This is a genomic window from Faecalibacillus sp. H12, from assembly GCF_013361255.1.
GTDB classification, from domain to species: Bacteria; Bacillota_I; Bacilli_A; order Erysipelotrichales; family Coprobacillaceae; genus Faecalibacillus; species Faecalibacillus intestinalis.
The window spans coordinates 12546-35328 of sequence record NZ_JABWDK010000003.1 but is presented as its reverse complement, the minus strand read 5'-3'; the positions used below and the strand labels follow the sequence as shown (position 1 = coordinate 35328).

Genomic DNA, 22783 nt, shown 5'->3' with positions numbered 1-22783 from the left:
CTTTAAGAGATGGCCCAGGAGTAGTTATTTCAAATAGTTAGAAATAATCGTTAACTGCGTTAAAGTTTTGAGTGACACAGCAATGTGTAAAAAAGGTGGTACCGCGATTATTCGTCCTTTTATAAGGGCGTTTTTTATTTTTATAAAGGAGATTAGAAGATGAAAGACGAAAAAGATTATTATCTTACAACAGCAATTACTTATACTTCAGGTAAACCTCATATTGGAAATACTTATGAAATTATTTTAGCTGATGCAATTGCTCGTTTTAAAAGACAAGAAGGGTACAATGTTCGATTCCAAACAGGAACAGATGAACATGGACAAAAAATTGAAATTAAAGCTAAAGAAGCAGGAATTGAACCAAAGCAATATGTAGATCAAGTTGCAGGTGTAGTTAAAAATATTTGGGATATGATGGATACATCGTATGATCGATTCATGAGAACAACTGATGAATATCATGAAAAACAAGTACAAAAAATCTTTAAAAAATTATATGACAAAGGTGATATTTATTTAGGTCATTATGAAGGTAAATATTGTACAGCATGCGAATCATTCTTTACTGAATCACAATTAGTTGATGGTAAATGTCCTGATTGTGGGGGAGATGTACATGATGCTAAAGAAGAAGCATACTTCTTTAAATTATCTAAATATCAAGATCGTTTAATTAAACATATCGAAGATCATCCAGAATTTATTCAACCAGTTTCAAGAAAAAATGAAATGATGAATAACTTCTTAAAACCTGGATTACAAGATTTATGTGTTTCTAGAACATCATTTAAATGGTCTATTCCAGTTGATTTTGATCCTAAACATGTTGTTTATGTATGGATTGATGCCTTAACAAACTATATTACAGGACTTGGATATGATGCAGATGGAAATCATGGTGAATTATATAAAAAATACTGGCCTGCTGATTTACATTTAATTGGTAAAGATATCGTTCGATTCCACACAATTTATTGGCCAATTATGTTAATGGCATTAGATATTCCATTACCTAAACAAGTATTTGGACATCCATGGTTATTACAAGGTGAAAGTAAAATGTCTAAATCAAAAGGAAATGTTATCTATGCAGATGATTTAGTAGATATCTTTGGTGTTGATGCAGTAAGATATTTCGTATTACATGAAATTCCATATGATAATGATGGAAGTATTACATGGGATTTATTAGTAGAAAGAATTAATAGTGATCTTGCTAACGTTTTAGGAAACTTAGTTAATAGAACCATTGCTATGTCTAATAAATACTTTGGTGGTATTGTAGAAAACAAAAACGTATGTGAAGACGTAGATCAAGAATTAAAAGATTTAGCGTTAGCTATGCCAGCTAAATCTATTGCTAAAATGGATGAATTCAAAGCATCAAATGCATTAGATGAAATCTTCAACTTATTAAGAAGAACAAACAAATATATTGATGAAACAATGCCATGGGCATTAGCTAAAGATGAAACTAAAAAAGATCGTTTAGCTACAGTATTATATAACTTAATTGAATCAATTCGTTTCTCAGCAGTTATGCTATATCCATATATGCCTTCAACAGCTACAAAAATCTTAGATCAAATTAATACAGATCAACGTGATTTTGAAAGCTTAAAAGAATTTGGAAACTATGCATCAGGAACAAAAGTAGTTGAAAAACCAGAAATGTTATTTGCTAGATTAGATCCAAAAGAAGTTTCTAAAAAAGTAGAAGTTATTGAAGCAAAACAAAAAGCTTCTATCAAAGCTGTAAAAGAAAAGAAAGAAAAAGAAGCTAAAGAAACAAAAGAAGAAATTACAATTGATGACTTTTCTAAAATTCAATTAAAAGTAGGAAAAGTTATTAAATGTGAAAAACATCCAAATGCTGATAAATTATTAGTAAGCCAAATTGATGTTGGTGAAGAAACACCAAGACAAATCGTAAGTGGTATTGCTGATGTTTATTCACCAGAAGAATTCGTTGGTAAAAAAGTTATTGTTGTAACAAACTTAAAATCAGCTAAATTAAGAGGTGTAGAATCTCAAGGTATGGTTCTTGCCGGTGGAGATAAAAAAGTATTAGGTGTTGTAGATGCAGGAGAATTACCAGTAGGTACAACAATCAGATAATCTAAAATCGCATGATTTCATGCGATTTTTTTCTATTCTGTCTATATTTTTTTTATCAATTATAATATAATGTCCAAGTACAAAGTAAAATTGAATAATATTTATAGGTTTTGAATATTTTATATTTAAATTAAAAAGGAATCAGGTGTAAAACCTGGACGGTCCCGCCGCCGTAATGTGGAGAATAAGCATCAAAGTCACTGGGAAACTGGGAAGACGCTTAAACAAAGAAACAGAGTCGGAATACTTGCCTATATCTAAGGATACACTTTACGGAGTATAAAGTAGTTCTTCTAGATAAACTAGGATAACTATGCCTAGTTTTTATTTAGAAGTTATTTAATTTGAAAGGGGAAAGAATATGAAAATGAGAAAAATTGTATGCAGTTTTATGATTTCAGTTGTATGTTTCATGACTGCCATTTCTGGTGTATCAGCAACATCATATGATACATCAAAAATTAACGCTGCTTATTCTAAAGTTGTTGAATATTATAAAAATAACAACAATTTAAATAATGCAGATAAAATTCTTGCTGTAGAATCTTTAGGATTAGAAGCTGAAAGCAATCAATTTGATACTTCTTCAGCAGATTTAAGTAGTACATCACTTTCTAAAAAAATTGTTACAGAAGTTTTATTAGGTGTTGATCCTACAGAAGATAAAAAAACATTAGAAAGTCAAATTGATGAAAATGGTAATGTTGAAGGTAGCTGGGGAGCTTCTTCAGATGTTTGGACATTATATGCTTTATATGTAACTTCATCAGAAAAGACAAATTTAATTGCTAATAAATTAAATGATGAATTAGCAGCATCTAGTGTTTGTGGTTATGAATGGGGCGGAACTTATTACGCTGATTATGATACTACAGGATGGGTTATTGAAGGTTTAGCAGTTGTGAATAAAGAAAAATATGCGACTACTATCAATAAAGCAATTGATTATATTAAAAATAATACAACAATGACAACAACAGGATGGGTTACTGCTGATAATGTAGATACTCAATCACAAGTATTAGAAGGAATGTTCGCATATGATACAAATGCTTTATTAAATGATAGTTATACTGTTCATCCAGTAGATTGTCTATTAAATACACAATTAAGTGATGGATCATTCCCAAGTGGTTATAATGCAGAATATACAACTGCAGAAGTAGCTAAAACATTAGGAACATATAAAAATGGATCAGTTATTATTAAAGCTAAAAAAGCTTATGATAAAATGATGAATCCAGAACAACCTGATAACACAAAACCAGCACAACCAACAGATACAAAAAAAGATAGCCAATCTACAAATAAAGTTGAAACAACAAATCAAAAAACAACTTCAGTAAAAACTGGAGATGAAACTAATGTTGTTATCTTTGTTTCATTATCAATGGTGTCTGGTGGATTATTCTTAGTATTAAGAAAAGAATATGAAAGAGTTCATTAATAAAATAAAAAATATGGATAAAACAAAAAGAATTGTAATATTATTTATTACAATTTCTTTTGTTTTTATTGGTAGTTTTTCTATTTATAATGGTGTTACTGGAAATTATAAAACCAATCAAGTAGCACAAGTAGACACTACAAAAAATAAGAAAGAAAAAAATACTAAGGAAACTAAAAAAGAAGAGAAACAAGAGACAACTGATCAAACACAAGAAACAAGTGAATCTACACAAAATGACAGTCAATCATCAACACAATCAACAGATGAAACAAAAACAAATGATAAAAATAAATCAAATAGTAAATCATCATCTACAACTCAAAGCAATAGTAAAAGTAGTAGTGCAGGTCATTCTCAAAGTTCTACGAATCAATCTCAATCAAATAGTGGACAAACAAGTAATAATCAGTCAAATAATTCATCAACCAATAGTTCATCGAATCAACAACCAACTAATGAAAAAATTACAATAAATATTCAAGTAATTGGAATGGGAAATACAATGATGGCTGGTACTTTAAATGTTGATAAAAATAGTAATGCTTTAAGTGTATTAAAAATTATAGCAGCTAAAAATGGTAAAGAAGTTGAGGGTAGTGATTATTATGTTTCAGGAATAGGTGGTTTAAAAGAAAAGCAACATGGGCCAATGTCTGGATGGATGTATAGTGTTAATGGTGTTGCCCCTAATATGGCAGCAATTAAATACAATTTAAAAGATGGCGATAAAGTTGTTTGGTATTATGTTAACTATGAATAGGAGACTATATGCATTCAAGTAAAGTAAAAGAAATTAGTTTAATAGGAATATTAGCAGCTGTTAATATTGCCTCTCGTATATATCTACAAGCATTACCTAATATTAAACCTGTTACTTCTATCATTATTATTTCTGTCATGTTATTTGGATTAGGTTTTGGAGTTAAATTAAGTATTGTTACAACTGTTGTTTCTAATTTGTTTTTAGGCATGGGAACATGGACTTTCTTTCAAATACTTGCGTGGGTTGTTATTTGTTTGATTACACAGGTTTTATTAGATTTTTTAAAAAAGATACATAAGGAACCAAAACTGTTTCCTATGGCTATCTTTTCCTTTTTTATGGGGTATGTCTTTGGTATTGTTGTTTCTCTAGAACAATTAATGTTAGGTGGTCCTTCTTTATATATTGTTTATTATATGGCAGGATTGTTATTTGATACTTTTCATGCAGTAGGAAACTTTTGTTTTTATTTAATATGTGCACCTATTTTAATGAAAGTATTAAAAAAGGAATCAGAAAGAATAAGATTAAAACAAGACTAAGTTCTTGTTTTTCTTTTTGATTGAATTATAATAAAGTAAGAATTTATCATGAAAGGATGATTTTATGATCGTAAATGAAGAAGCAGTTAAAAAGATATTAGAGGAAGTAAAACCAGCAAAACTTGTTGCAGCTACAAAATATGTAGATGTTCATGAAATAGAAAAATTAGAAGAATTAGGTGTAACATGTTTTGGTGAAAACAGAGTACAAGCTTTCTTAGAAAAATATGAGAAATATCATGGCAATGGTGAATTTCAATTTATTGGAACATTACAACCTAATAAAGTTAAATATATTATTGATAAAGTAACTTTAATTCATGCAGTAGATCGTTATTCTTTATTAAAAGAAATTGAAAAACAAGCCGCTAAAAGAGATTTAGAAATGCCTGTTTTAATTCAAGTAAATATTGCTAAAGAAGAAAGTAAACATGGTTTTGAAGTAGAAGAAATTGATGAAGTATTTAATAGTTTAAAAGATTATCCTCATGTGAAAGTAAGAGGACTTATGATGATGGCACCACATATTGAAAGTAGTGAAACTGAAAAGTATTTTAAAATGACACAAGAACTCTTACAAAGACTTCAAAAAGATTATCCAATGTATCAATTGGATCAGTTATCAATGGGAATGTCTAATGATTATCATGAAGCTTTAAAACATGGATCTACCATGATTAGAATAGGAAGTGCTTTATTTAAATAGATACGAAAATATCTATTTTTTTGTTTAAATAATAAAATTTCAAATAATTTGACATAGTGTGACAAAAGCGTATAATGTTAGCAGCCGAACAAAAAGGAGGCCTTTATGGAGCCAAGGATAGGAATGGAGATAAGAGTTTTATCTAAATATATGGGGCGTTATTTAGATAATATACATGGTATAGATTGTTTGTTGTCAGGTCCCCAAGGTTTAATTCTTGTATATATTTGTAAAAATGATGAAGAAGTTTATCAAAAGGATATAGAGAAGTATTTTAATATAAGAAGATCTACAGCGACAGGTTTATTAAATTCATTAGAAAAGAATGGTTACATTATCAAAGAACCTGTTGAAAATGATAAGCGTATGAAAAAAATTACTGCAACTGATCATGCTTATAGTACGGTAGAAAAAATAGAAAATCATGTGATTCAATTAGAAGAAATTATGTTAAATGGAATTGATGAAAAAGAAGTGAAACAATTTAGAAATACGATTTCTAAAATGACACTTAATTTAGTAAAGGAGTCAAAAAATGGATAAATTATATTACATGGGAATTGATGTAGGATCAACAACAGTAAAATTATATGTGGAAGATCAAGAACATCAATGTATCTATTCAAAATATCAAAGACACTATTCTGATGTTAAACCAGCAATAGAAAGTCTAATTAAAGAAGTTCAAGAACACTATGGAAACTTACCAGTTAAAGTAGTTATGACAGGTTCAGGTGGTTTATCATTGTCAAATCATTTAAATGTAGAATTTGTTCAAGAAGTTATTGCTTGTACTAAGACAGTAGAAACATATATTCCTGAATGTGATGTTGCTATCGAATTAGGTGGAGAAGATGCAAAAATCACTTATTTTGAATCAACTCTTGAACAAAGAATGAACGGAACTTGTGCAGGTGGTACAGGAGCTTTTATTGATCAAATGGCTTCTTTATTACAAACAGATGCTGCAGGATTAAATGAACTAGCTAAAAACTATGAAACAATTTATCCAATTGCTTCTCGTTGTGGTGTATTTGCGAAAACAGATATTCAACCATTAATTAATGAAGGTGCAGCAAGAGAAGATATTGCTATTTCTATTTTCCAAGCAGTTGTTAATCAAACAATTAGTGGTCTTGCTTGTGGTAAACCTATTCGTGGTAAAGTTGCTTTCTTAGGTGGTCCTCTTTATTTCTTAGATCAATTACGTACACGTTTTATTGAATCATTAAATTTAAAAGATGAAGATGTTATCTTTCCTCAAAACTCACAATTATTCGTTGCTATGGGAGCTTGTTTACTTGCTAGAGAAGATAAAGTGAATCAAACATCAATTGATCAACTTGTTACTATTTTAGAATCATTAAAAGATGGTATTTCCGATGAAACTGATACTTTGAAACCATTATTTGAAACAGAAGAAGATCGTATTGAATTTAGAAATAGACATTATCGTACTAAAGTAAAGAAAAGAGATTTAAATACATATCAAGGAAAAGCTTTCTTAGGTGTAGATGTTGGTTCGACAACATCTAAAGCTGTATTAGTTGATGAAGATGGTTCTGTGTTATATACATTCTATTCATCTAATGAAGGAAATCCAATTGAAGTTGTTCGTAAGATCTTAAAAGAAATCTATGAAATCTTACCTAAAGGAGTAGAACTTGTTCATGCTGGTTCAACTGGATATGGTGAAGCTTTAATTAAATCTGCATTTAAAATGGATGTCAGTGAAGTAGAAACAATTTCTCACTTTACAGCCGCTAAATATTTTAAAGATGATGTTTCATTTATCTTAGACATCGGTGGACAAGATATGAAAGCTATCAAGATCGAAGATGGTATTATTCAAGATATTTTATTAAATGAAGCTTGTTCATCAGGATGTGGCTCATTTATTGAAACATTCGCAAAATCATTAGGGTATAATGTTGCTGATTTCGCTAATCTAGCTTTACAATCAACAGCACCAATTGATTTAGGATCACGTTGTACTGTATTTATGAACTCTAAAGTAAAACAAGCACAAAAAGAAGGAGCTAAGATTGAAGATATTTCTGCAGGTCTTGCTTATTCTGTTATTAAAAATGCTTTATATAAAGTTATTAAATTACGTTCGCCTGAAAGTATTGGTAAATCAGTATTAGTACAAGGTGGAACATTCTATAATGAATCTGTTTTAAGAGCTTTTGAACAAGAAACAGGAATCAAAGCGATTCGTCCAGATATCGCTGGATTAATGGGTGCTTTTGGTATTGCTTTAATTGCTAGAGAAAGATATCAAGGACAAGGAACAACATTACTTAATAAGGAACAAGTTGATGCTTTCGGTTATGAAAGTACAATTCGTTATTGTCAAAAATGTACAAATCATTGTATGTTAACAGTTTCTTCATTTAATGATGGTAGTGAACATATCAGTGGAAACAGATGTGAAAGAGGAGCAAACTTACCTCCTAAATCAAAACAATTACCAAACTTATATGATTATAAATATCGTCGAGTTTTCAATTATCGTTCATTAACGGCTAAAGAAGCAAAACGTGGAACAGTAGGTATTCCTCGTGTCTTGAATATGTATGAAAATTATCCTTTCTGGCATACTTTATTTACTGATTTAAAATTCAGAGTAGTCTTATCACCACGTTCAAGTAAAAAAATCTATGAAAAAGGAATTGAATCTATTCCATCAGAAAGTGTATGTTATCCAGCTAAATTATCACATGGACATATTGAAAGTTTAATTGAAAAAGGAATTAAATATATTTTCTATCCTTCAGTAGCTTATGAAAGAAAAGAAAATGTTACTCAAGGAAATCATTACAACTGTCCAGTCGTAACTTCTTATCCAGAAGTTATTAGAAATAACGTAGATAACTTAGAAACAAATGAAATCATCTTTAGAAATCCATTCATGGATTTAAGTAACCGAAAAACAATGTTTACAAACTTAAAAGATGAATTTAAATCATTTGGTATTAGTGATAAAGAATTAAAAGCAGCAATTGAACATGCTTATGAAGAACTACAACAATGCCGTTTAGATATTCAAGGAGAAGGGGAAACAGTCCTTGCATATTTAAAAGAAAATAATATGACAGGTGTTGTTTTATCAGGTAGGCCATATCATGTCGATCCAGAAATCAACCATGGTTTAGCTGATTTAATCACTGGTGAAGGAATGGCTGTTTTAACAGAAGATAGTGTTTGTCATTTAGATAAAGAATTAGAAGAATTACGTGTTGTCGATCAATGGACATATCATTCAAGAATGTATCATGCAGCTTCATTTGTTTCATCTCAACCAAATCTACAATTAATTCAATTAACATCATTTGGTTGTGGGTTAGATGCTGTAACATCAGATCAAGTAGCTGAAATCTTAAATGCGAGAAACAAGATTTATACACTTATTAAAATTGATGAAGGAAGTAACTTAGGTGCTATTCGTATCCGTATCCGTTCCTTAAAAGCAACAATTGATAAACAAGAAAATAAAGAAATTGATTTATCTAAAAAATATAAACCAGTGAAAGTACCATTCACTAAAGAAATGAAAGATGATCGTTGGACGATTCTATGTCCACAAATGTCACCAATCCATTTCCAATTTGTTGAAAAAGCAATGCAAGAAAGTGGTTATAACTTAAAAGTCTTACCATCAGTAGATAAAGGAGCTACAGAAGCAGGATTAAAATATGTTAATAATGATGCCTGCTATCCAAGTATCCTTGTTGCTGGACAAATGATGGAAGCTTTAACAAGCGGTGAATATGATGTCAACAAAACAGCCTTGATCATTTCTCAAACAGGTGGTGGATGTCGTGCGACAAACTATATCGGATTTATCCGTAAAGCTTTAAAAGATGCTGGTTTAGAACAAGTACCAGTTATTAGTGCTAACTTACAAGGTATTGAATCAAATCCAGGATTTAAGATTACTTATCCTCTTGCTAAGAAAGTTATTATCGGTGCAATGTATGGAGATTTATTCATGAGAGTCCTTTATCGTGTAAGACCATATGAAAAAGAAAAAGGAAGTGCTAATAGACTTTATCAATCATGGGTAGAAAAATGTATGAAAAATATTGAAACAGGTAGCATGAAAGAATTTAAGAAAAATGTTTATCAAATCGTAAAAGATTTTGATGAATTACCTTTATTGGATATCAAGAAACCAAGAGTTGGTTTAGTAGGAGAAATCCTTGTTAAATTCCATCCAACTGCTAATAATCAAATTGTTGATATTATTGAAAGAGAAGGTGGAGAAGCAGTTATGCCTGATTTAATTGATTTCTTCCAATACTGTTTCTATTCAACAACATTTGAAAGAGAACATTTTAATGCGACAGCTAAAGCTGCTAAGCTATGTGAATTCGCTGTTAAAGCAGTAGATTTCTTAAGAAAAGATATGATTAAAGCATTAGAAAAATCTAAACGTTTTGATCCACCAGCATCTATTGAACATCTTGCTGATAAAGCCAAAGAAGTTGTTTCAATTGGTAACCAAACAGGTGAAGGTTGGTTCTTAACTGGTGAAATGATTGAACTTATTGAAAGTGGAGCACCAAATATTGTATGTATGCAACCATTTGGATGTTTACCTAACCATGTTACTGGTAAAGGAGCAATCAAAGCTTTAAGAAAGAAATATCCTCAAAGTAATATTGTTGCTGTAGATTATGATCCAGGAGCAAGTGAAGTTAACCAATTAAATCGTATTAAATTAATGTTATCGACAGCATTTAAAAACTTAAATAAATAGAAAAATAGTGGTTCATTTTTGAACCACTATTTATATTTTGATAAGATTGCAGGTTGATAACATCATATTTGTTTTATTAATTGAATAATGATTTTTAATAGCACAAATGATTAAACTATCTCTACTTTCTTTATAGGATAATGTTTCACATTCAGCAAGAGAAAGCATAAAGTTTGTTTTCTTTAAATCAATATTTAAAACTAAACTCATTTGAATAAGATCATCTCTTTGAGGTTGAATTTTTCCATTAAGAATACCATTCAAAGTGTTTTCATCAATTTTTGTTTCATTATATAACTTGATTGTAGGAATACAGTAATATCCTAATAAAGCATAAAAATAAGTTAAAAAATCTAAATTTGGAAATTCGTGTTTTACTTCATCAATATTGGCACATGTATCAACAAGCATAAATAATCTATCGGCATTCATCATATCACCTACTTATTATAATTTTAACCCCTTTTAAATCATTGAACAAGTTTAAAAATATTTATTTTACTAATAATATTTTATAATAATAGTTTTAAAAAGATTGTAGAAAAAAAGAAGTAAAAAAAGGATATAAAATCTAAATAATTTGCATAAAATAGTATAAAAGAGTATGATATGAATAAGAAGGGGATGTTTATTATGTGCTTAGGATTATTAATGATGCTCTTGGCAGGTAGTGTAGTTTATTTTGGTAAGAGTTATTTTGAATATAAATTGAGGGAAGAGTAATCTAGCATTCGCTAGATTATTTTTTTTAAAATGAAAAAACTGATTAGTCTACTTGTATTATTTTTATTATGTGGATGTTTTCCACAATCTTACCAAAGTATAGAAAATAAATTTAAACAAGATCAATGTTTTAAATATCATTACCAGCTTTTAAATAAAAAACAAAAACAACTCTATCAAATAATTTATAATATTGCTTATACAAGAAAACAAAATATTTATATTAAAGAAAAAGAGATAGATAAAGTGAGTCAAATTGTTAATGCAGTTTTAAAGGATCATCCAGAGTTATTTTATATTAAGGAATGGTCTCTTAATACAAAAGGTCTTTTTAATTTTGAATATAGTATGAAAGAAAAAGAAATTCTTAAAGATCAAAAAAGGATAAAGAAAATTGTCAAACAACTAAAAGAGGATACACAAGATTTAAAATCCTATCAAAAAATAAAATATATTTATGATGATGTTATTACTCATTGTAAGTATAATGAACAAGCAAAATATAACCAAGAAATAATCAGTGTTCTTATTAATCATCAATCAGTTTGTAGTGGTTATGCAAAAACAATGCAATATCTACTCAATCAATTGCATTTTAAAGCAACATATTTAACAGGGAAAACAATAAAAGGAAGAAAAGACAAACATGCAATAAATATGATAAAATATGACAATGATTATTATTATATAGATGCAACCTGGGGTGATTTAGTATTAGATGATGAGGAAATCATCAATAATAATTATTTGATGTTTGATAGTCAAACAATGAAACAAATGTATGATTTAGATGATCATTATAAAATAACTAAAAATGATAAACATACTTATTTTAAAGAAGAAGGGTTGTATTTTGATTTATATCAATTAAATACTTTAAAAGCTAAAATAAATAAAAATCAAAGAGAATGTTATTTTCAATTTTCAAATGAAGTATATAATGATGCTAAAGAAAGATTAACAAAAAAAGGAGATGCCTATCGTTTAATAGAAGGGGTAGATCATATTCAATATATCACGAATGATCAATTGAAGACGATTTATTTAAAATGGTAAAGTTATGAAAAGAATTAATGAAATTGTTGTTGTTGAAGGAAAAACAGATAGCCAATTATTAAAAGAATTATATGATGTAGATACTATTGAAACACATGGACTAGGATTAGATGATAAAACATTAGAGCTTATTAAAGAGGCTAGTAAGACAAGAGGTGTTATTGTTTTAACAGATCCAGATTATCCAGGTTTAAGGATTAGAAACCAAGTGGAGAAATATGTACAAAATTGTAAACATGCTTTTGTTGATAGAAAAGATGCAATTGGTAAAAAGAAACTAGGTATTGCTGAAGCAAATAAAGAAGCTGTAAAGAAAGCAATTGAAAATGTTGTTACATTTTCAAATCAAGAAGAAAGTATTTCTTGGAAAGAGTTTTTAGAATTAGATATTATTGGAGATAAAAAGAAAAGATTAAAGGTTTATGATTTATTTCATTTAGGATATGGCAATGCAAAAACTTTGTTTAAAAGATTAAATATGGTGGGTATTTCCAGGGAAATGATAGAGAAGGAGTTAGAGAATGAAGGATATAGCGACTAAAAGTACAACTCAATATATATTAGATAAATATGATTTATATCCTAAAAAGAAATATGGGCAAAACTTTTTAATTGATCCTCATGTCGTAGAAAAAATCGTTCGTTGTTCAAGTGTTAATGAAAAATGTGCAGTGATTGAAGTAGGACCTGGAATTGGTGCTTTAACTCAAGTATTAGCACGTTATGCAGGATATGTAAGAAGCTATGAAATAGATACACGTTTTAAAGGAGTCTATGAAGAGTTTTTAAATCAGGAAAATATTGAGATTGTTTTTGAAGATTTTTTAAAAGTAAATTTAGAGGATTTAATAACTTTAAAGGATAAGTATGAAAAAGTTATTTTAGTAGCCAATTTGCCTTACTATATTACAACTCAAATTATTGAAAAGGTTTTAACTGAAAGTAAAGTTATTGATGAAATTGTCGTGATGGTACAAAAAGAAGTGGCTTTAAAATATACAAGCGATTATAAAAGTCCACTGATGTATATGATTGAAGATATGGGTAAAATTGAATATATGTTTACAGTAAGTCAAAATGTTTTTATTCCTGCACCTCATATTGATAGTGCTATTTTAAAGATTACAATTAATAAGGAAGCTAATTTAGATTTATATAAAGTATTAAATAGTGCTTTTAAACAAAGAAGAAAAACGATTTATAATAATTTAAAACAAGAATATCAAAATGCATTAGATGTTTTAAATGAAAATCAAATAGATCAAAAATTAAGATGTGAACAACTTACATTAGAAGATTATCAGGCTATCACAAAATCATTATATAAACATACTATATAATGGTGATAGAATGAAGATAGGTGATATTGTAAGTAGAAAAAAATATCATCAAGATATTATTTTTGAAGTCATTGATATACAAGAAAATATTTGTTATTTAAGAGGAATAGAGTATCGTCTTATTGCGGATAGTGAAATAGATGATTTAGAGCTTGTTCAAGAGAAAAGAGTAATAGAAGATGTGCATTTACCACAAGAAAAATGTTTAAAAGGAAGTGTTTTACATTTAGATGGAGATCCTTCTTATTTAAAGATGTGTATGAAAAAATATCAAGAATATGGTATTAGAGCATATGGTTATTATTTTAAAGAAGAAGAGTTTGCTAGTAAAATAACCAACCTATTAAAAAAACATAATCCACATCTTTTAGTCATTACAGGACATGATGCTTTGAAAAAAAATGGACATAAAAGAAATAGTCAAGATTATTTGCACAGTTTAGATTTTGTAGAAGCAATCAAAAAGGCTAGAGAATATCAACCCGACAAAGATGCATTAGTAATCTTTGCAGGAGCGTGTCAGTCATACTATGAACTTCTAGTAGCGAGTGGTGCTAACTTTGCATCAAGTCCTTCAAGAAAAAATATTCATGCGTTAGATCCTGTTATTATCACAACTCAAATCGCAAGTACAAATATTAAAGAGTATGTTGATTTAGAAAAAGTTATAGAGAAAACCTCTTTTAAACAATTAGGTGTTGGTGGAATTGATACAAGAGGGGTTGCCAGAAATTTGTATCCGAGGTAATGAAAAATGAAAGTAAGAGCATATGCAAAAGTAAATTTAGCGTTAGATGTTGTAAGAAAAAGAGAAGATGGATATCATGATTTAGAAATGATCATGGCACCTATTACTTTACATGATCTCATTTATATTAATGTCATTGATGAAGGAATTGAAATTGAGTCAAATAGTAAGATCGTTCCTACCGATCAAAGAAATATTATGTATAAAGTTGCACAATTGATGCAAGAAAGATACGGATTAAAAAAAGGTGTTAAGATCTTTGTCTATAAGCATATTCCAACGCAAGCAGGATTAGCTGGTGGAAGTGCTGATGGAGCAGCAGTTATTAAAGCTATGAATAAATTATTTCATTTAAATTTATCTTATGAAGAAATGGCTGCTTTAGGAAAAGAAGTAGGAGCAGATATTCCATTTTGTATTTATGAAAAAACAGCTTTTGTTGAAGGTGTTGGTGAAAAATTACAATTTATTGATGAACCTTTTGAAGCTTATTTATTACTTGTAAAACCTAAAAAAGGTGTTTCAACTCAAAAAGCATTTACTTCATTAGATTTATCTAAGGTAAAACATCAAGATTGCAGAAAGATGAAAAAAGGAATTGAAATGAATGATTATCAAGCAGTTATTGATAATCTACAAAATACATTAGAACTTCCTTCTATTAAAATGGTGCCACAAATTAAAGAAATCAAAAAAGAAATGATGAAGTTAGGTTTTGATGGAGCTTTAATGTCAGGAAGTGGTTCATGTGTATTTGGTATTACTAGAAATCAAGAAATTATGAATAAAGGATATGAATTCTTTAGAAAACGTTATTTTTTTGTTAGAAAATCGAAAATTTTAAACAAGTAAGAAAATCTGTGATAAGATTTTCTTTTTTTGAAAAGATGTAGGAATTTGCAATAAATTGTCTTATTCATCTTTAATTATGAGTTATATTTTGTTAGAATGACGTCGTAGAGGGGTGTGACGATGAAAACTTACGCAGTAGTAATGGCTGCCGGAAAAGGTACAAGAATGAAATCCGACAAGCCTAAAGTAGTACATGAAGTTTTATATAAACCTATGGTTTGTCATATCGTTGATGAATTAAAAGGTTTAGGTGTTGATGGTATTTATGTTATTGTTGGACATAAAGCTGAAGAAGTCATGAAACTTGTTGATGGTGTTGAGTTCGTAATGCAAAAAGAACAATTAGGAACTGGACATGCATTGATGCAAGCAAAAGATGTTTTAGGAGATAAAGAAGGAACAACTATTGTTTTAAATGGTGATGCACCATTAATTACTAAAGAAACATTACAAGGGTTAATTCAATATCATAATGAACATCAAATGAAAGGAACAGTCATGACATGTGATTGTGACTTAAATAAGAAATTTGGTCGTATTATTAGAGAAAATGATCAAGTTAAAGGTATTGTTGAGTATAAAGATTGTACAGATGAACAAAGAAATATTTCTGAAATGAATGTTGGAGAATATTGCTTTGATAATGCTGCTTTATTTAAAGCATTAGAATCAGTAACAAATAACAATGCTCAAAATGAATACTATATTACAGATGTAATTGAAATTATGAATCATCAAAATTTAAATGTTGGTGGTTATAAAATTGATGACTTATCAGAAGTTGGTGGAATTAATGATAAGTTTGAATTACAAGAAGCAACAAAACAATTACAATATCGTATTAATAAAAAACATCTATTAGATGGTGTAAATATTGTAGATATGACAAATACTTATATTGGTAGAGATGTAGTGATTGGTCATGATACAACAATTGAACCAGGATGTATTATTAAAGGAAAAACAGTGATTGGTAATGGATGTCATATTGGACCTTATTGTGAATTTGATAATGTAGAAATCAAAGATAACGTAGAAATTAAATTCTCTGTTATTGCTGATTCGATTATTGAAAACGGTGTTGATATCGGACCATATGCAAGACTTAGAAATCATTGTCATATCTTAGAAAATGTCCACATGGGTAACTTTGTGGAAATGAAAAAAGCAACTTTTGGTAAAGGAAGTAAAGCTGCGCACTTAAGCTATATTGGAGATGCGACAGTTGGTGAAAACGTAAATATTGGCTGTGGTACTATTACAAGCAACTATGATGGAAAAAATAAATTCCAAACAGTAATTGAAGACAACGTTTTCGTTGGCTGCAATTCTAATTTAGTTGCTCCTGTAACTGTTGGTAAAAATGCATTTATTGCTGCTGGATCAACAATTACAGATGAAGTTCATGAAGATGCTTTTGCAATTGCTAGAAGTAGACAAGTGAACAAAGAAGGTTATAGTAAAGTATTAGAAGAAAAAAGAAATAAAATAGGAAAATAGGGGTAAAAGAAAAAATGAAAAACAAAATTACAGTATTTGCTTTATCATCATCAGTAGAATTAGCACAAGATATTTGTGATAATTTAGGTTGTGAAATGGGAAAATCAAAAGTTCACCATTTCGCTGATGGAGAAATCTTAGTTGAAATTGATGAATCAGTTCGTGGAAAAGATGTTTTCATTGTCCAATCAACATCTAATCCTGTTACTGAAAACTTAATGGAAATCTTAGTTTTAGCAGATGCCTTAAAAAGAGCATCAGCTGGAGAAATTACAGCTATCATGCCATACTTTGGATATGCTAGACAAGATAGAAAAGCAAAGCCTAGACAACCAATTACATCTAAATTAGTTGCTGATTTATTAACAACTGCTGGTGTTAATCGTGTTGTAACAATTGATTTACATGCTGCACAAATCCAAGGATTCTTCAATATTCCTGTAGATGATATGCAAGCATTACCATTAATCTGTAATTATTTCAAAAATAAAAACTTAGATGATATCTGTGTTGTTTCACCAGATCATGGTGGAGCTACTCGTGCTCGTAAAATGGCAGTTGCTTTAGATTGTCCAGTAGCTATCATTGATAAAAGAAGACCAAAACCTAACGTTGCTGAAATCATGGGTGTATTAGGTGATGTTGAAGGTAAAAACTGTATCATGATTGATGATATGATCGATACAGGTGGAACTATTGTAGCAGGTATTGATATGTTACTTGAAAAAGGTGCTAAAAATGTATTTGTTGCATGTACACACCCAGTATTCTCAGGACCAGCTGTTGAAAGATTGAAAAACTGTTCAGCTAAAGAAGTAGTTGTAACTGATACAATTATCTTACCTGAAGAAAAGAAATTCGATAAATTAAAAGTTGTTTCAGTAGCTTCATTACTTGCTAAAACAATTGAAAGTATTGAAAATAATTTACCAGTAAGTGATGTTTTCCAAGAATTTGATTTCGAAAAATAATATAAAAAATAAAAGTCTTCCTTTGATGGAAGGCTTTTTTGTTTCACATGTAAAACATCTATAAAAGTGTAGTTATATCAACAAATAATCATAAAATAGTATCTTTTATGTTACACACCTGAAACAAAATAAAATATTGAAAAATGGAAAAGAAATGCTAAACTCTCTTTAGTTAGTTTAAGCTAACTTACAAAAGGGAGGTCAACATGAAAAAATTATTAAAAATAACATTAGCCCTAATGATGGCATTATGTTTACAACTTACATCATTTAATTCAGTACATGCATTAAATAATGATTTATCAAAAGCAGGAACATATCAAGTTCCAATCAAAAGTTTAACAAGTGCTGCACCAATTCCAGCGGTACAAACAGCTTTTGCAAAAGCATTTGGAGATTCATTAGAAGTAACAGTAAATGAAGATGGAAAAATGCAAGCAATTGCTACTTTACAAAATATGATTATTAATTTAGGAAAAGAATATTATGCAAATGTTCTAACAATTGCTAATGGAACAACTCTTTCAACAAAAGTAGAAAAGTCTACACAAGGAATGGGTGGAGAAACATTAGAAGTAGAAGTACCAGAAAAAATTTCTTTTGAATTACCTCAATTAGATGAAAATAATTCAACAGTTTTATCAATTACAGTTGATTTTATGAATTATTTTATGGGACAAGGAAAGGATTATCCAACAAATGTAACATTAACATTAGATTTAGATAATGTTCAACAATTACAAAAAGAATATGTTTTAGAAGATGGTACATATAATGTTCCAGTTGATGTTTTAAAAGAAAATAGTGATGGTCAATCAATGGCAGCTAAGGCAATTGAATCAGCACAAATAAATGTTAACAATAATGAAGTGACTGTTACATTAAAATTAAAAGAAATGACAATGTATGGTCAAACAGCTTCAGTTGATAAAATGGAATATCAATTAAAAGATGGAACATATCAAGAAGCAACAATTATTGAAGAAGAAAATGGACATCCAACAAAGGTTCAATTTAAATTAGATCAAAATGTAAAACTTACAAATGTTAAATTCTATTACGGCGGAAGTAATAGAGGTGCTACTGCTAGATTATCTTTAGATTTAGATCATCTAACAAAAGTAATTCCTTCTAGATTTAATCAAGATGGTACATATAGTGTAGATGTTGCATTATGGAATGCAACAAGTGATAAAGCATCTATGGCAGCTGCTGCTTTAGATTCTAAAGCTAAAATTATTGTTAAAGATGGAAAAGCAACAATGTATATTTCTACAAAAGAAATGTCATTTGGAACAATTAAAGCAAGTTTACAAGAATTCTATATTGGAAGTGCTCAAGAAGATTATAAAAATCATAGTGCTACAATTATAGAAAAAGATACACAAGGTAATCCAACATTATGGTCATTTGAATTACCTCATGAAGATGAATATATCAATGTAATGATGAATCCACATGTTGCTATGATGGGTAATATGGATTTAGAAGCAAGAATTAAAGTTGATTATAGTACATTAACATATATTTCAGATAAAACTGAATTAGAAACAAATACTAAAAAAGAAGATCCAAAAGAAAATAATCAAAATCAAGCAAGTAATACAGCTACTGAAAATAAAACAGAAACTAAAAAAGATAATCAACAAGAAAGTCAAGCAGTAAAAACAGGAGATCAAGCCCCTATCACAATGATGAGTGTATTAGGTATGATTTCATTATTTATGTTTGTTGTTTTACAAAAAAAATATGAGGCATAAAATATGCCTCATTATTTCTATGGAGGAATTATGAAAAGAATATTACAGATAAATATTATTGCTTTGATGATGTTGTTATTTTTATCGCCAGTAAATGCTTTAAATGATGGCGCTTATTTAATAAGTCGTTCAACAAGTTATGTTAATCCTCTTACAGGTAAAACAGAAGATGGTGGAGAAAATATTGCTTTAGGCGATAGTATGGTAGGTAATATTGTTGAAGGACAATTATTACTTGAACAAACGGGAGGAAAATATTATATCACTATAGGACTTGGATTAGCTTCTAATGTTAGTAATGTGCGTTTTAAAGTCATGACATCAAGTGGTGCTATGTCTTCTGTATCAGCAACTAAAACAGGAAGTAGTAGTGCAAATGGAGATACAGTTAATCATTATAGAATACAAGTAAGTTCATTAGATATTTATATTAGTCCTATTATGTATGTAAGTCCTATGGGGAGAGATGTTCAATTTTTTATTAAACCAAATATTTCCTCGGCAATATCTGGAACAGGTGTTTATAACAGCCAAATGATTCCACAAAGCCAAGCACCAACAGCATCAACAGAAAATCAATCAAGTACAACAACTCAATCATCAACACCAAAACAAAAAGCACAAGAGGAAACAACTCCAGAAGCTGTTGAAAATACAGAAGCGTCACAAGCTACAGTAGGGACAATTACAAAAGAATCATTAATGGAAAATGCGACAGGATTAAGTAATCATTTAATTAATTCAAAAGGAAAAGTAGATAGAAAATTAAAATTAACTATCAAAAATATAAAAAAGAAAAATCAAAAGGAACAAAAAGCAAGTTCTCATTATTCTTTATGGATTATTGGAGTCTTAGGCGTGATCGTTATAGGAGGTGTAGTTTATGTTAAAAAAGTTAAAAAATAGTTTTATTTTTATTTGTTTAATTTCTTTATTAACTGGATGTGTTAATCAAAATCAAGAAGTCCAAACAAATGAAGAAGTAACAATTGCTGCTACATCTGTTTCTATAACTGAAATATTAGACCAATTAGATGTACCATCAAAACAGGTTGTTGGTATTCCTCAAAGTGATAGTTATTCAGTTCCTAAGAAATATAAAAAGGCAACTCAATTAGGAAATGCAATGTCACCAGATATGGAAAAACTTTCTACATTAAAACCAGATCTTATTTTAAGTCCTAATTCATTAGAAGGTGATTTAGCAAGTAAATATGAAAAAATAAAAATAAGTTCAAGTTTTTTAAATTTAAAAAGTTTATCAGGAATGTATAAGAGTATTGAAGAATTAGGAAAATTCTTCAATAAAGAAAAAAAAGCACAAAAATTAATTGATGATTATACAAATTATATGATTTCTTTTAGAGAAAAATATCAAAACAATGTGAGCCCACGTGTACTTATTTTAATGGGTCTTCCAGGAGGAAGTTATGTTGTAGCAACTGAATCTAGTTATGTTGGAGATTTAGTAAAATTAGCAGGTGGTACGAATATTTATGGAGATGGAAATGGGGAAGATTTTGTTAATGTAAGTGTAGAAGATATGTTAAAACAAAATCCTGATCTTATTTTAAGAACAAGTCATGCAATGCCTGAAAAAGTAATGGCTTATTTTCAAGAAGAGTTTTCTAATAATGAAACATGGCAACAATTTGATGCTGTTAAAAATAATAAAGTATTTGATTTAAATCATGAGTATTTTGGAATGAGTGCTAATTTTAATTATCAAAAGGGATTAGAAGATTTAGAAGGAATTTTATATGAAAATCATTAAAAAGAATCCATTATTATTTATATTAGGTTTAATGATTATTTTAGGAATATGCTTTTTTCTAGCAATTAATATAGGATCAATTAAAGTATCTTTTATACAACTAATGAAAGGTTTATTTATAGAATATAACAAAGATGTAGCAAGTATTTATCAAATACGTTTTCCTAGAGTTATTGTAACAATGCTTGTAGGGTGTGCATTAGCTTTATCTGGATTATTATTTCAAGTTGTTCTTAAAAATCCTTTAGCAGATCCTGGATTAATAGGAATAAGTGCAGGGGCAAATATTGTGAGTCTTTTAGTTGGTATTTTTTTACCTGATTTATATGTATTTAAACCAATGATTACATGTCTAGGAGGCTTAATAACATTTATTATTATTTATAGTTTATCTTGGAAATCAGGTTTAAATACCACAAGAATTATTCTTGTTGGTGTAGCAATTCATTATACTATGAATGCCATTGTTTCTCTTATAGAAAGTATGTCAGCTTCTATTTCATCTTCAGCAGGAACAATTACTTTATATTCATGGAATGATGTATTTCTTTTAATGATTTATATTGTGCCAATTTTAATAATCTTACTTTTTTTAACACAAGCATGTGATTTATTAGGATTAGAAGATCGTACATTATTATCATTAGGAATCAATGTAAATACATATCGTTTTATTTTATCTTTATTAGCTGTTTTATTATGCAGTATATCTGTTGCTATTGCTGGAATATTAAGCTTTGTAGGTTTACTTGTGCCACATTTAGCACGTTTATTTGTAGGTAATCAACATAAATATCTTATCCCAACAACTGCCTTATGTGGAGCTATTATTTTATTAGTTGCTGATACAATAGGTAGAACATTGATGGCTCCTTATGAAATAAGTGCAGGAATTATTATGTCAATGATAGGTGGTCCAATATTTATCTTATTATTAAAAAGGAGTTTATATGAAAGTTAATCATTTATCTTTTAGTTATAATCATCAATCTTATATGAAAGATATAAATATACAGTTTAAAGATCAAAAAATAACAACCATTATTGGACCTAATGGAAGTGGTAAATCAACACTTTTAATGCTATTAAGTCGTATTTATAAAATACAACAAGGATCAATTGAGTTAGATAATAAAAATATATGGGATTATAAAATTAAAGAATTTGCTAGAAAAGTAGCTGTTGTACATCAAAAGAATCAAGTATATGGGGATTTAAATGTTAGAACAATCATAGGTTATGGAAGATTACCTTATCTTAATTATCATCAATCTCTTTCAAAAGAAGATGAGCAAATAATAGATTGGGCAATAGAAGTCACAAATCTTAAAGAACATCAAAATAAAATGTTAAATAGCTTATCAGGAGGACAACAACAACGTGTCTGGATAGCTTTAGCTTTAGCACAAAAAACACCTATACTTTTATTAGATGAACCAACAACATATTTAGATATTAAAGCTCAAATAGAGACACTTAATTTATTAAGAAAAATAAACAAAGAATATCAAATCACTATTATTATGGTACATCATGATATTAATCAAGCAATTCATTATAGTGATGAAATTATAGCAATGAAAAATGGACAACTGATGTTTCAAGGAAAACCTCATGAAGTGATTAATCAAAAGACTTTAAAAGAAGTTTATGATTATGATTTAAATGTTATAAAAAATAATGAAGAATTATTTGTATTAAATTATCAATAA

General features: G+C 28.8%; 20 protein-coding genes, 1 riboswitch and 1 other annotated feature (1 of these 22 running past the window's edge). Of the genes, 19 read left to right on the top strand and 1 reads right to left on the bottom strand.

What is annotated here, in order from left to right; genetic code table 11:
• Positions 1-122 (top strand) — a binding site (T-box leader); it begins 75 nt to the left of the window's first position.
• A gap of 37 nt (positions 123-159) precedes the next feature.
• From metG to HUU89_RS04850, 7 genes are all read left to right on the top strand, one after another.
• Positions 160-2121 (top strand): methionine--tRNA ligase, encoded by a 1962-nt coding sequence (gene metG / locus HUU89_RS04880; protein WP_175301130.1) that lies wholly within the window; start codon positions 160-162, stop codon positions 2119-2121.
• Positions 2122-2209: 88 nt separating this feature from the next.
• Positions 2210-2391: riboswitch (cobalamin riboswitch) on the top strand.
• A 91-nt stretch (positions 2392-2482) separates the two neighbouring features.
• Positions 2483-3568 carry a hypothetical protein gene (locus tag HUU89_RS04875; RefSeq protein ID WP_147579805.1) on the top strand — a complete coding sequence of 362 codons (1086 nt, stop codon included), beginning with the start codon at positions 2483-2485 and terminating at the stop codon, positions 3566-3568.
• Between the two features lie 13 nt (positions 3569-3581).
• Entirely contained in the window at positions 3582-4331 is a 750-nt protein-coding gene (locus HUU89_RS04870; RefSeq protein WP_175301129.1) for a DUF4430 domain-containing protein, read from the top strand.
• Between the two features lie 8 nt (positions 4332-4339).
• Complete coding sequence (locus tag HUU89_RS04865; protein WP_022002023.1) at positions 4340-4876, top strand: ECF transporter S component; 537 nt, start codon at positions 4340-4342, stop codon at positions 4874-4876.
• Positions 4877-4940: 64 nt separating this feature from the next.
• Positions 4941-5582, top strand: a complete 642-nt coding sequence (locus HUU89_RS04860) for a YggS family pyridoxal phosphate-dependent enzyme (RefSeq protein ID WP_117850336.1) — start codon at positions 4941-4943, stop codon at positions 5580-5582.
• Positions 5583-5687: 105 nt separating this feature from the next.
• On the top strand, positions 5688-6125 hold the full coding sequence (locus HUU89_RS04855) for a MarR family winged helix-turn-helix transcriptional regulator (RefSeq protein WP_118748793.1): 438 nt from the start codon (positions 5688-5690) through the stop codon (positions 6123-6125).
• Positions 6118-10347 carry a 2-hydroxyacyl-CoA dehydratase gene (locus HUU89_RS04850; RefSeq protein WP_118748792.1) on the top strand — a complete coding sequence of 1410 codons (4230 nt, stop codon included), beginning with the start codon at positions 6118-6120 and terminating at the stop codon, positions 10345-10347. The genes HUU89_RS04855 and HUU89_RS04850 overlap by 8 nt, the downstream gene beginning before the upstream one ends.
• A gap of 30 nt (positions 10348-10377) precedes the next feature.
• Here the strand turns inward: HUU89_RS04850 and HUU89_RS04845 are convergent, their stop codons facing one another.
• A complete protein-coding gene (locus tag HUU89_RS04845) occupies positions 10378-10779 on the bottom strand; it encodes a hypothetical protein (protein ID WP_117347721.1) in 402 nt (133 codons plus the stop codon).
• A gap of 321 nt (positions 10780-11100) precedes the next feature.
• On the opposite strand from HUU89_RS04845, the gene HUU89_RS04840 reads away from it, so the two are divergent.
• The 12 genes from HUU89_RS04840 (at position 11101) to HUU89_RS04785 (ending at position 22783) form a co-directional block, all read left to right on the top strand.
• Complete coding sequence (locus HUU89_RS04840; RefSeq protein WP_118748791.1) at positions 11101-12126, top strand: transglutaminase domain-containing protein; 1026 nt, start codon at positions 11101-11103, stop codon at positions 12124-12126.
• A 4-nt stretch (positions 12127-12130) separates the two neighbouring features.
• Positions 12131-12667, top strand: coding sequence for a ribonuclease M5 (gene rnmV, locus HUU89_RS04835; protein ID WP_107029256.1), 537 nt, complete (start codon positions 12131-12133; stop codon positions 12665-12667).
• Positions 12648-13466: a 16S rRNA (adenine(1518)-N(6)/adenine(1519)-N(6))-dimethyltransferase RsmA gene (gene rsmA, locus HUU89_RS04830; RefSeq protein ID WP_117828294.1), complete on the top strand. Its 819-nt coding sequence runs from the start codon at positions 12648-12650 to the stop codon at positions 13464-13466. The genes rnmV and rsmA overlap by 20 nt, the downstream gene beginning before the upstream one ends.
• Positions 13467-13476: 10 nt before the next feature.
• Complete coding sequence (locus tag HUU89_RS04825; RefSeq protein ID WP_032091131.1) at positions 13477-14214, top strand: sporulation peptidase YabG; 738 nt, start codon at positions 13477-13479, stop codon at positions 14212-14214.
• Between the two features lie 6 nt (positions 14215-14220).
• Positions 14221-15066 (top strand): 4-(cytidine 5'-diphospho)-2-C-methyl-D-erythritol kinase, encoded by an 846-nt coding sequence (ispE, locus tag HUU89_RS04820; protein ID WP_175301128.1) that lies wholly within the window; start codon positions 14221-14223, stop codon positions 15064-15066.
• Between the two features lie 120 nt (positions 15067-15186).
• Positions 15187-16566 carry a bifunctional UDP-N-acetylglucosamine diphosphorylase/glucosamine-1-phosphate N-acetyltransferase GlmU gene (gene glmU, locus HUU89_RS04815; RefSeq protein WP_032091132.1) on the top strand — a complete coding sequence of 460 codons (1380 nt, stop codon included), beginning with the start codon at positions 15187-15189 and terminating at the stop codon, positions 16564-16566.
• A gap of 14 nt (positions 16567-16580) precedes the next feature.
• Positions 16581-17537, top strand: a complete 957-nt coding sequence (locus tag HUU89_RS04810; RefSeq protein WP_107029258.1) for a ribose-phosphate diphosphokinase — start codon at positions 16581-16583, stop codon at positions 17535-17537.
• A gap of 206 nt (positions 17538-17743) precedes the next feature.
• Positions 17744-19297 (top strand): NEAT domain-containing protein, encoded by a 1554-nt coding sequence (locus HUU89_RS04805; protein ID WP_118748789.1) that lies wholly within the window; start codon positions 17744-17746, stop codon positions 19295-19297.
• A 30-nt stretch (positions 19298-19327) separates the two neighbouring features.
• Entirely contained in the window at positions 19328-20203 is an 876-nt protein-coding gene (locus HUU89_RS04800; RefSeq protein WP_175301127.1) for a heme-binding Shp domain-containing protein, read from the top strand.
• Entirely contained in the window at positions 20181-21071 is an 891-nt protein-coding gene (isdE, locus tag HUU89_RS04795) for a heme ABC transporter substrate-binding protein IsdE (RefSeq protein ID WP_175301126.1), read from the top strand. Before HUU89_RS04800 ends, isdE begins: the two co-directional genes overlap by 23 nt.
• On the top strand, positions 21058-22032 hold the full coding sequence (locus HUU89_RS04790; protein WP_175301125.1) for a FecCD family ABC transporter permease: 975 nt from the start codon (positions 21058-21060) through the stop codon (positions 22030-22032). The genes isdE and HUU89_RS04790 overlap by 14 nt, the downstream gene beginning before the upstream one ends.
• Positions 22022-22783 carry an ABC transporter ATP-binding protein gene (locus HUU89_RS04785; RefSeq protein ID WP_117574313.1) on the top strand — a complete coding sequence of 254 codons (762 nt, stop codon included), beginning with the start codon at positions 22022-22024 and terminating at the stop codon, positions 22781-22783. Before HUU89_RS04790 ends, HUU89_RS04785 begins: the two co-directional genes overlap by 11 nt.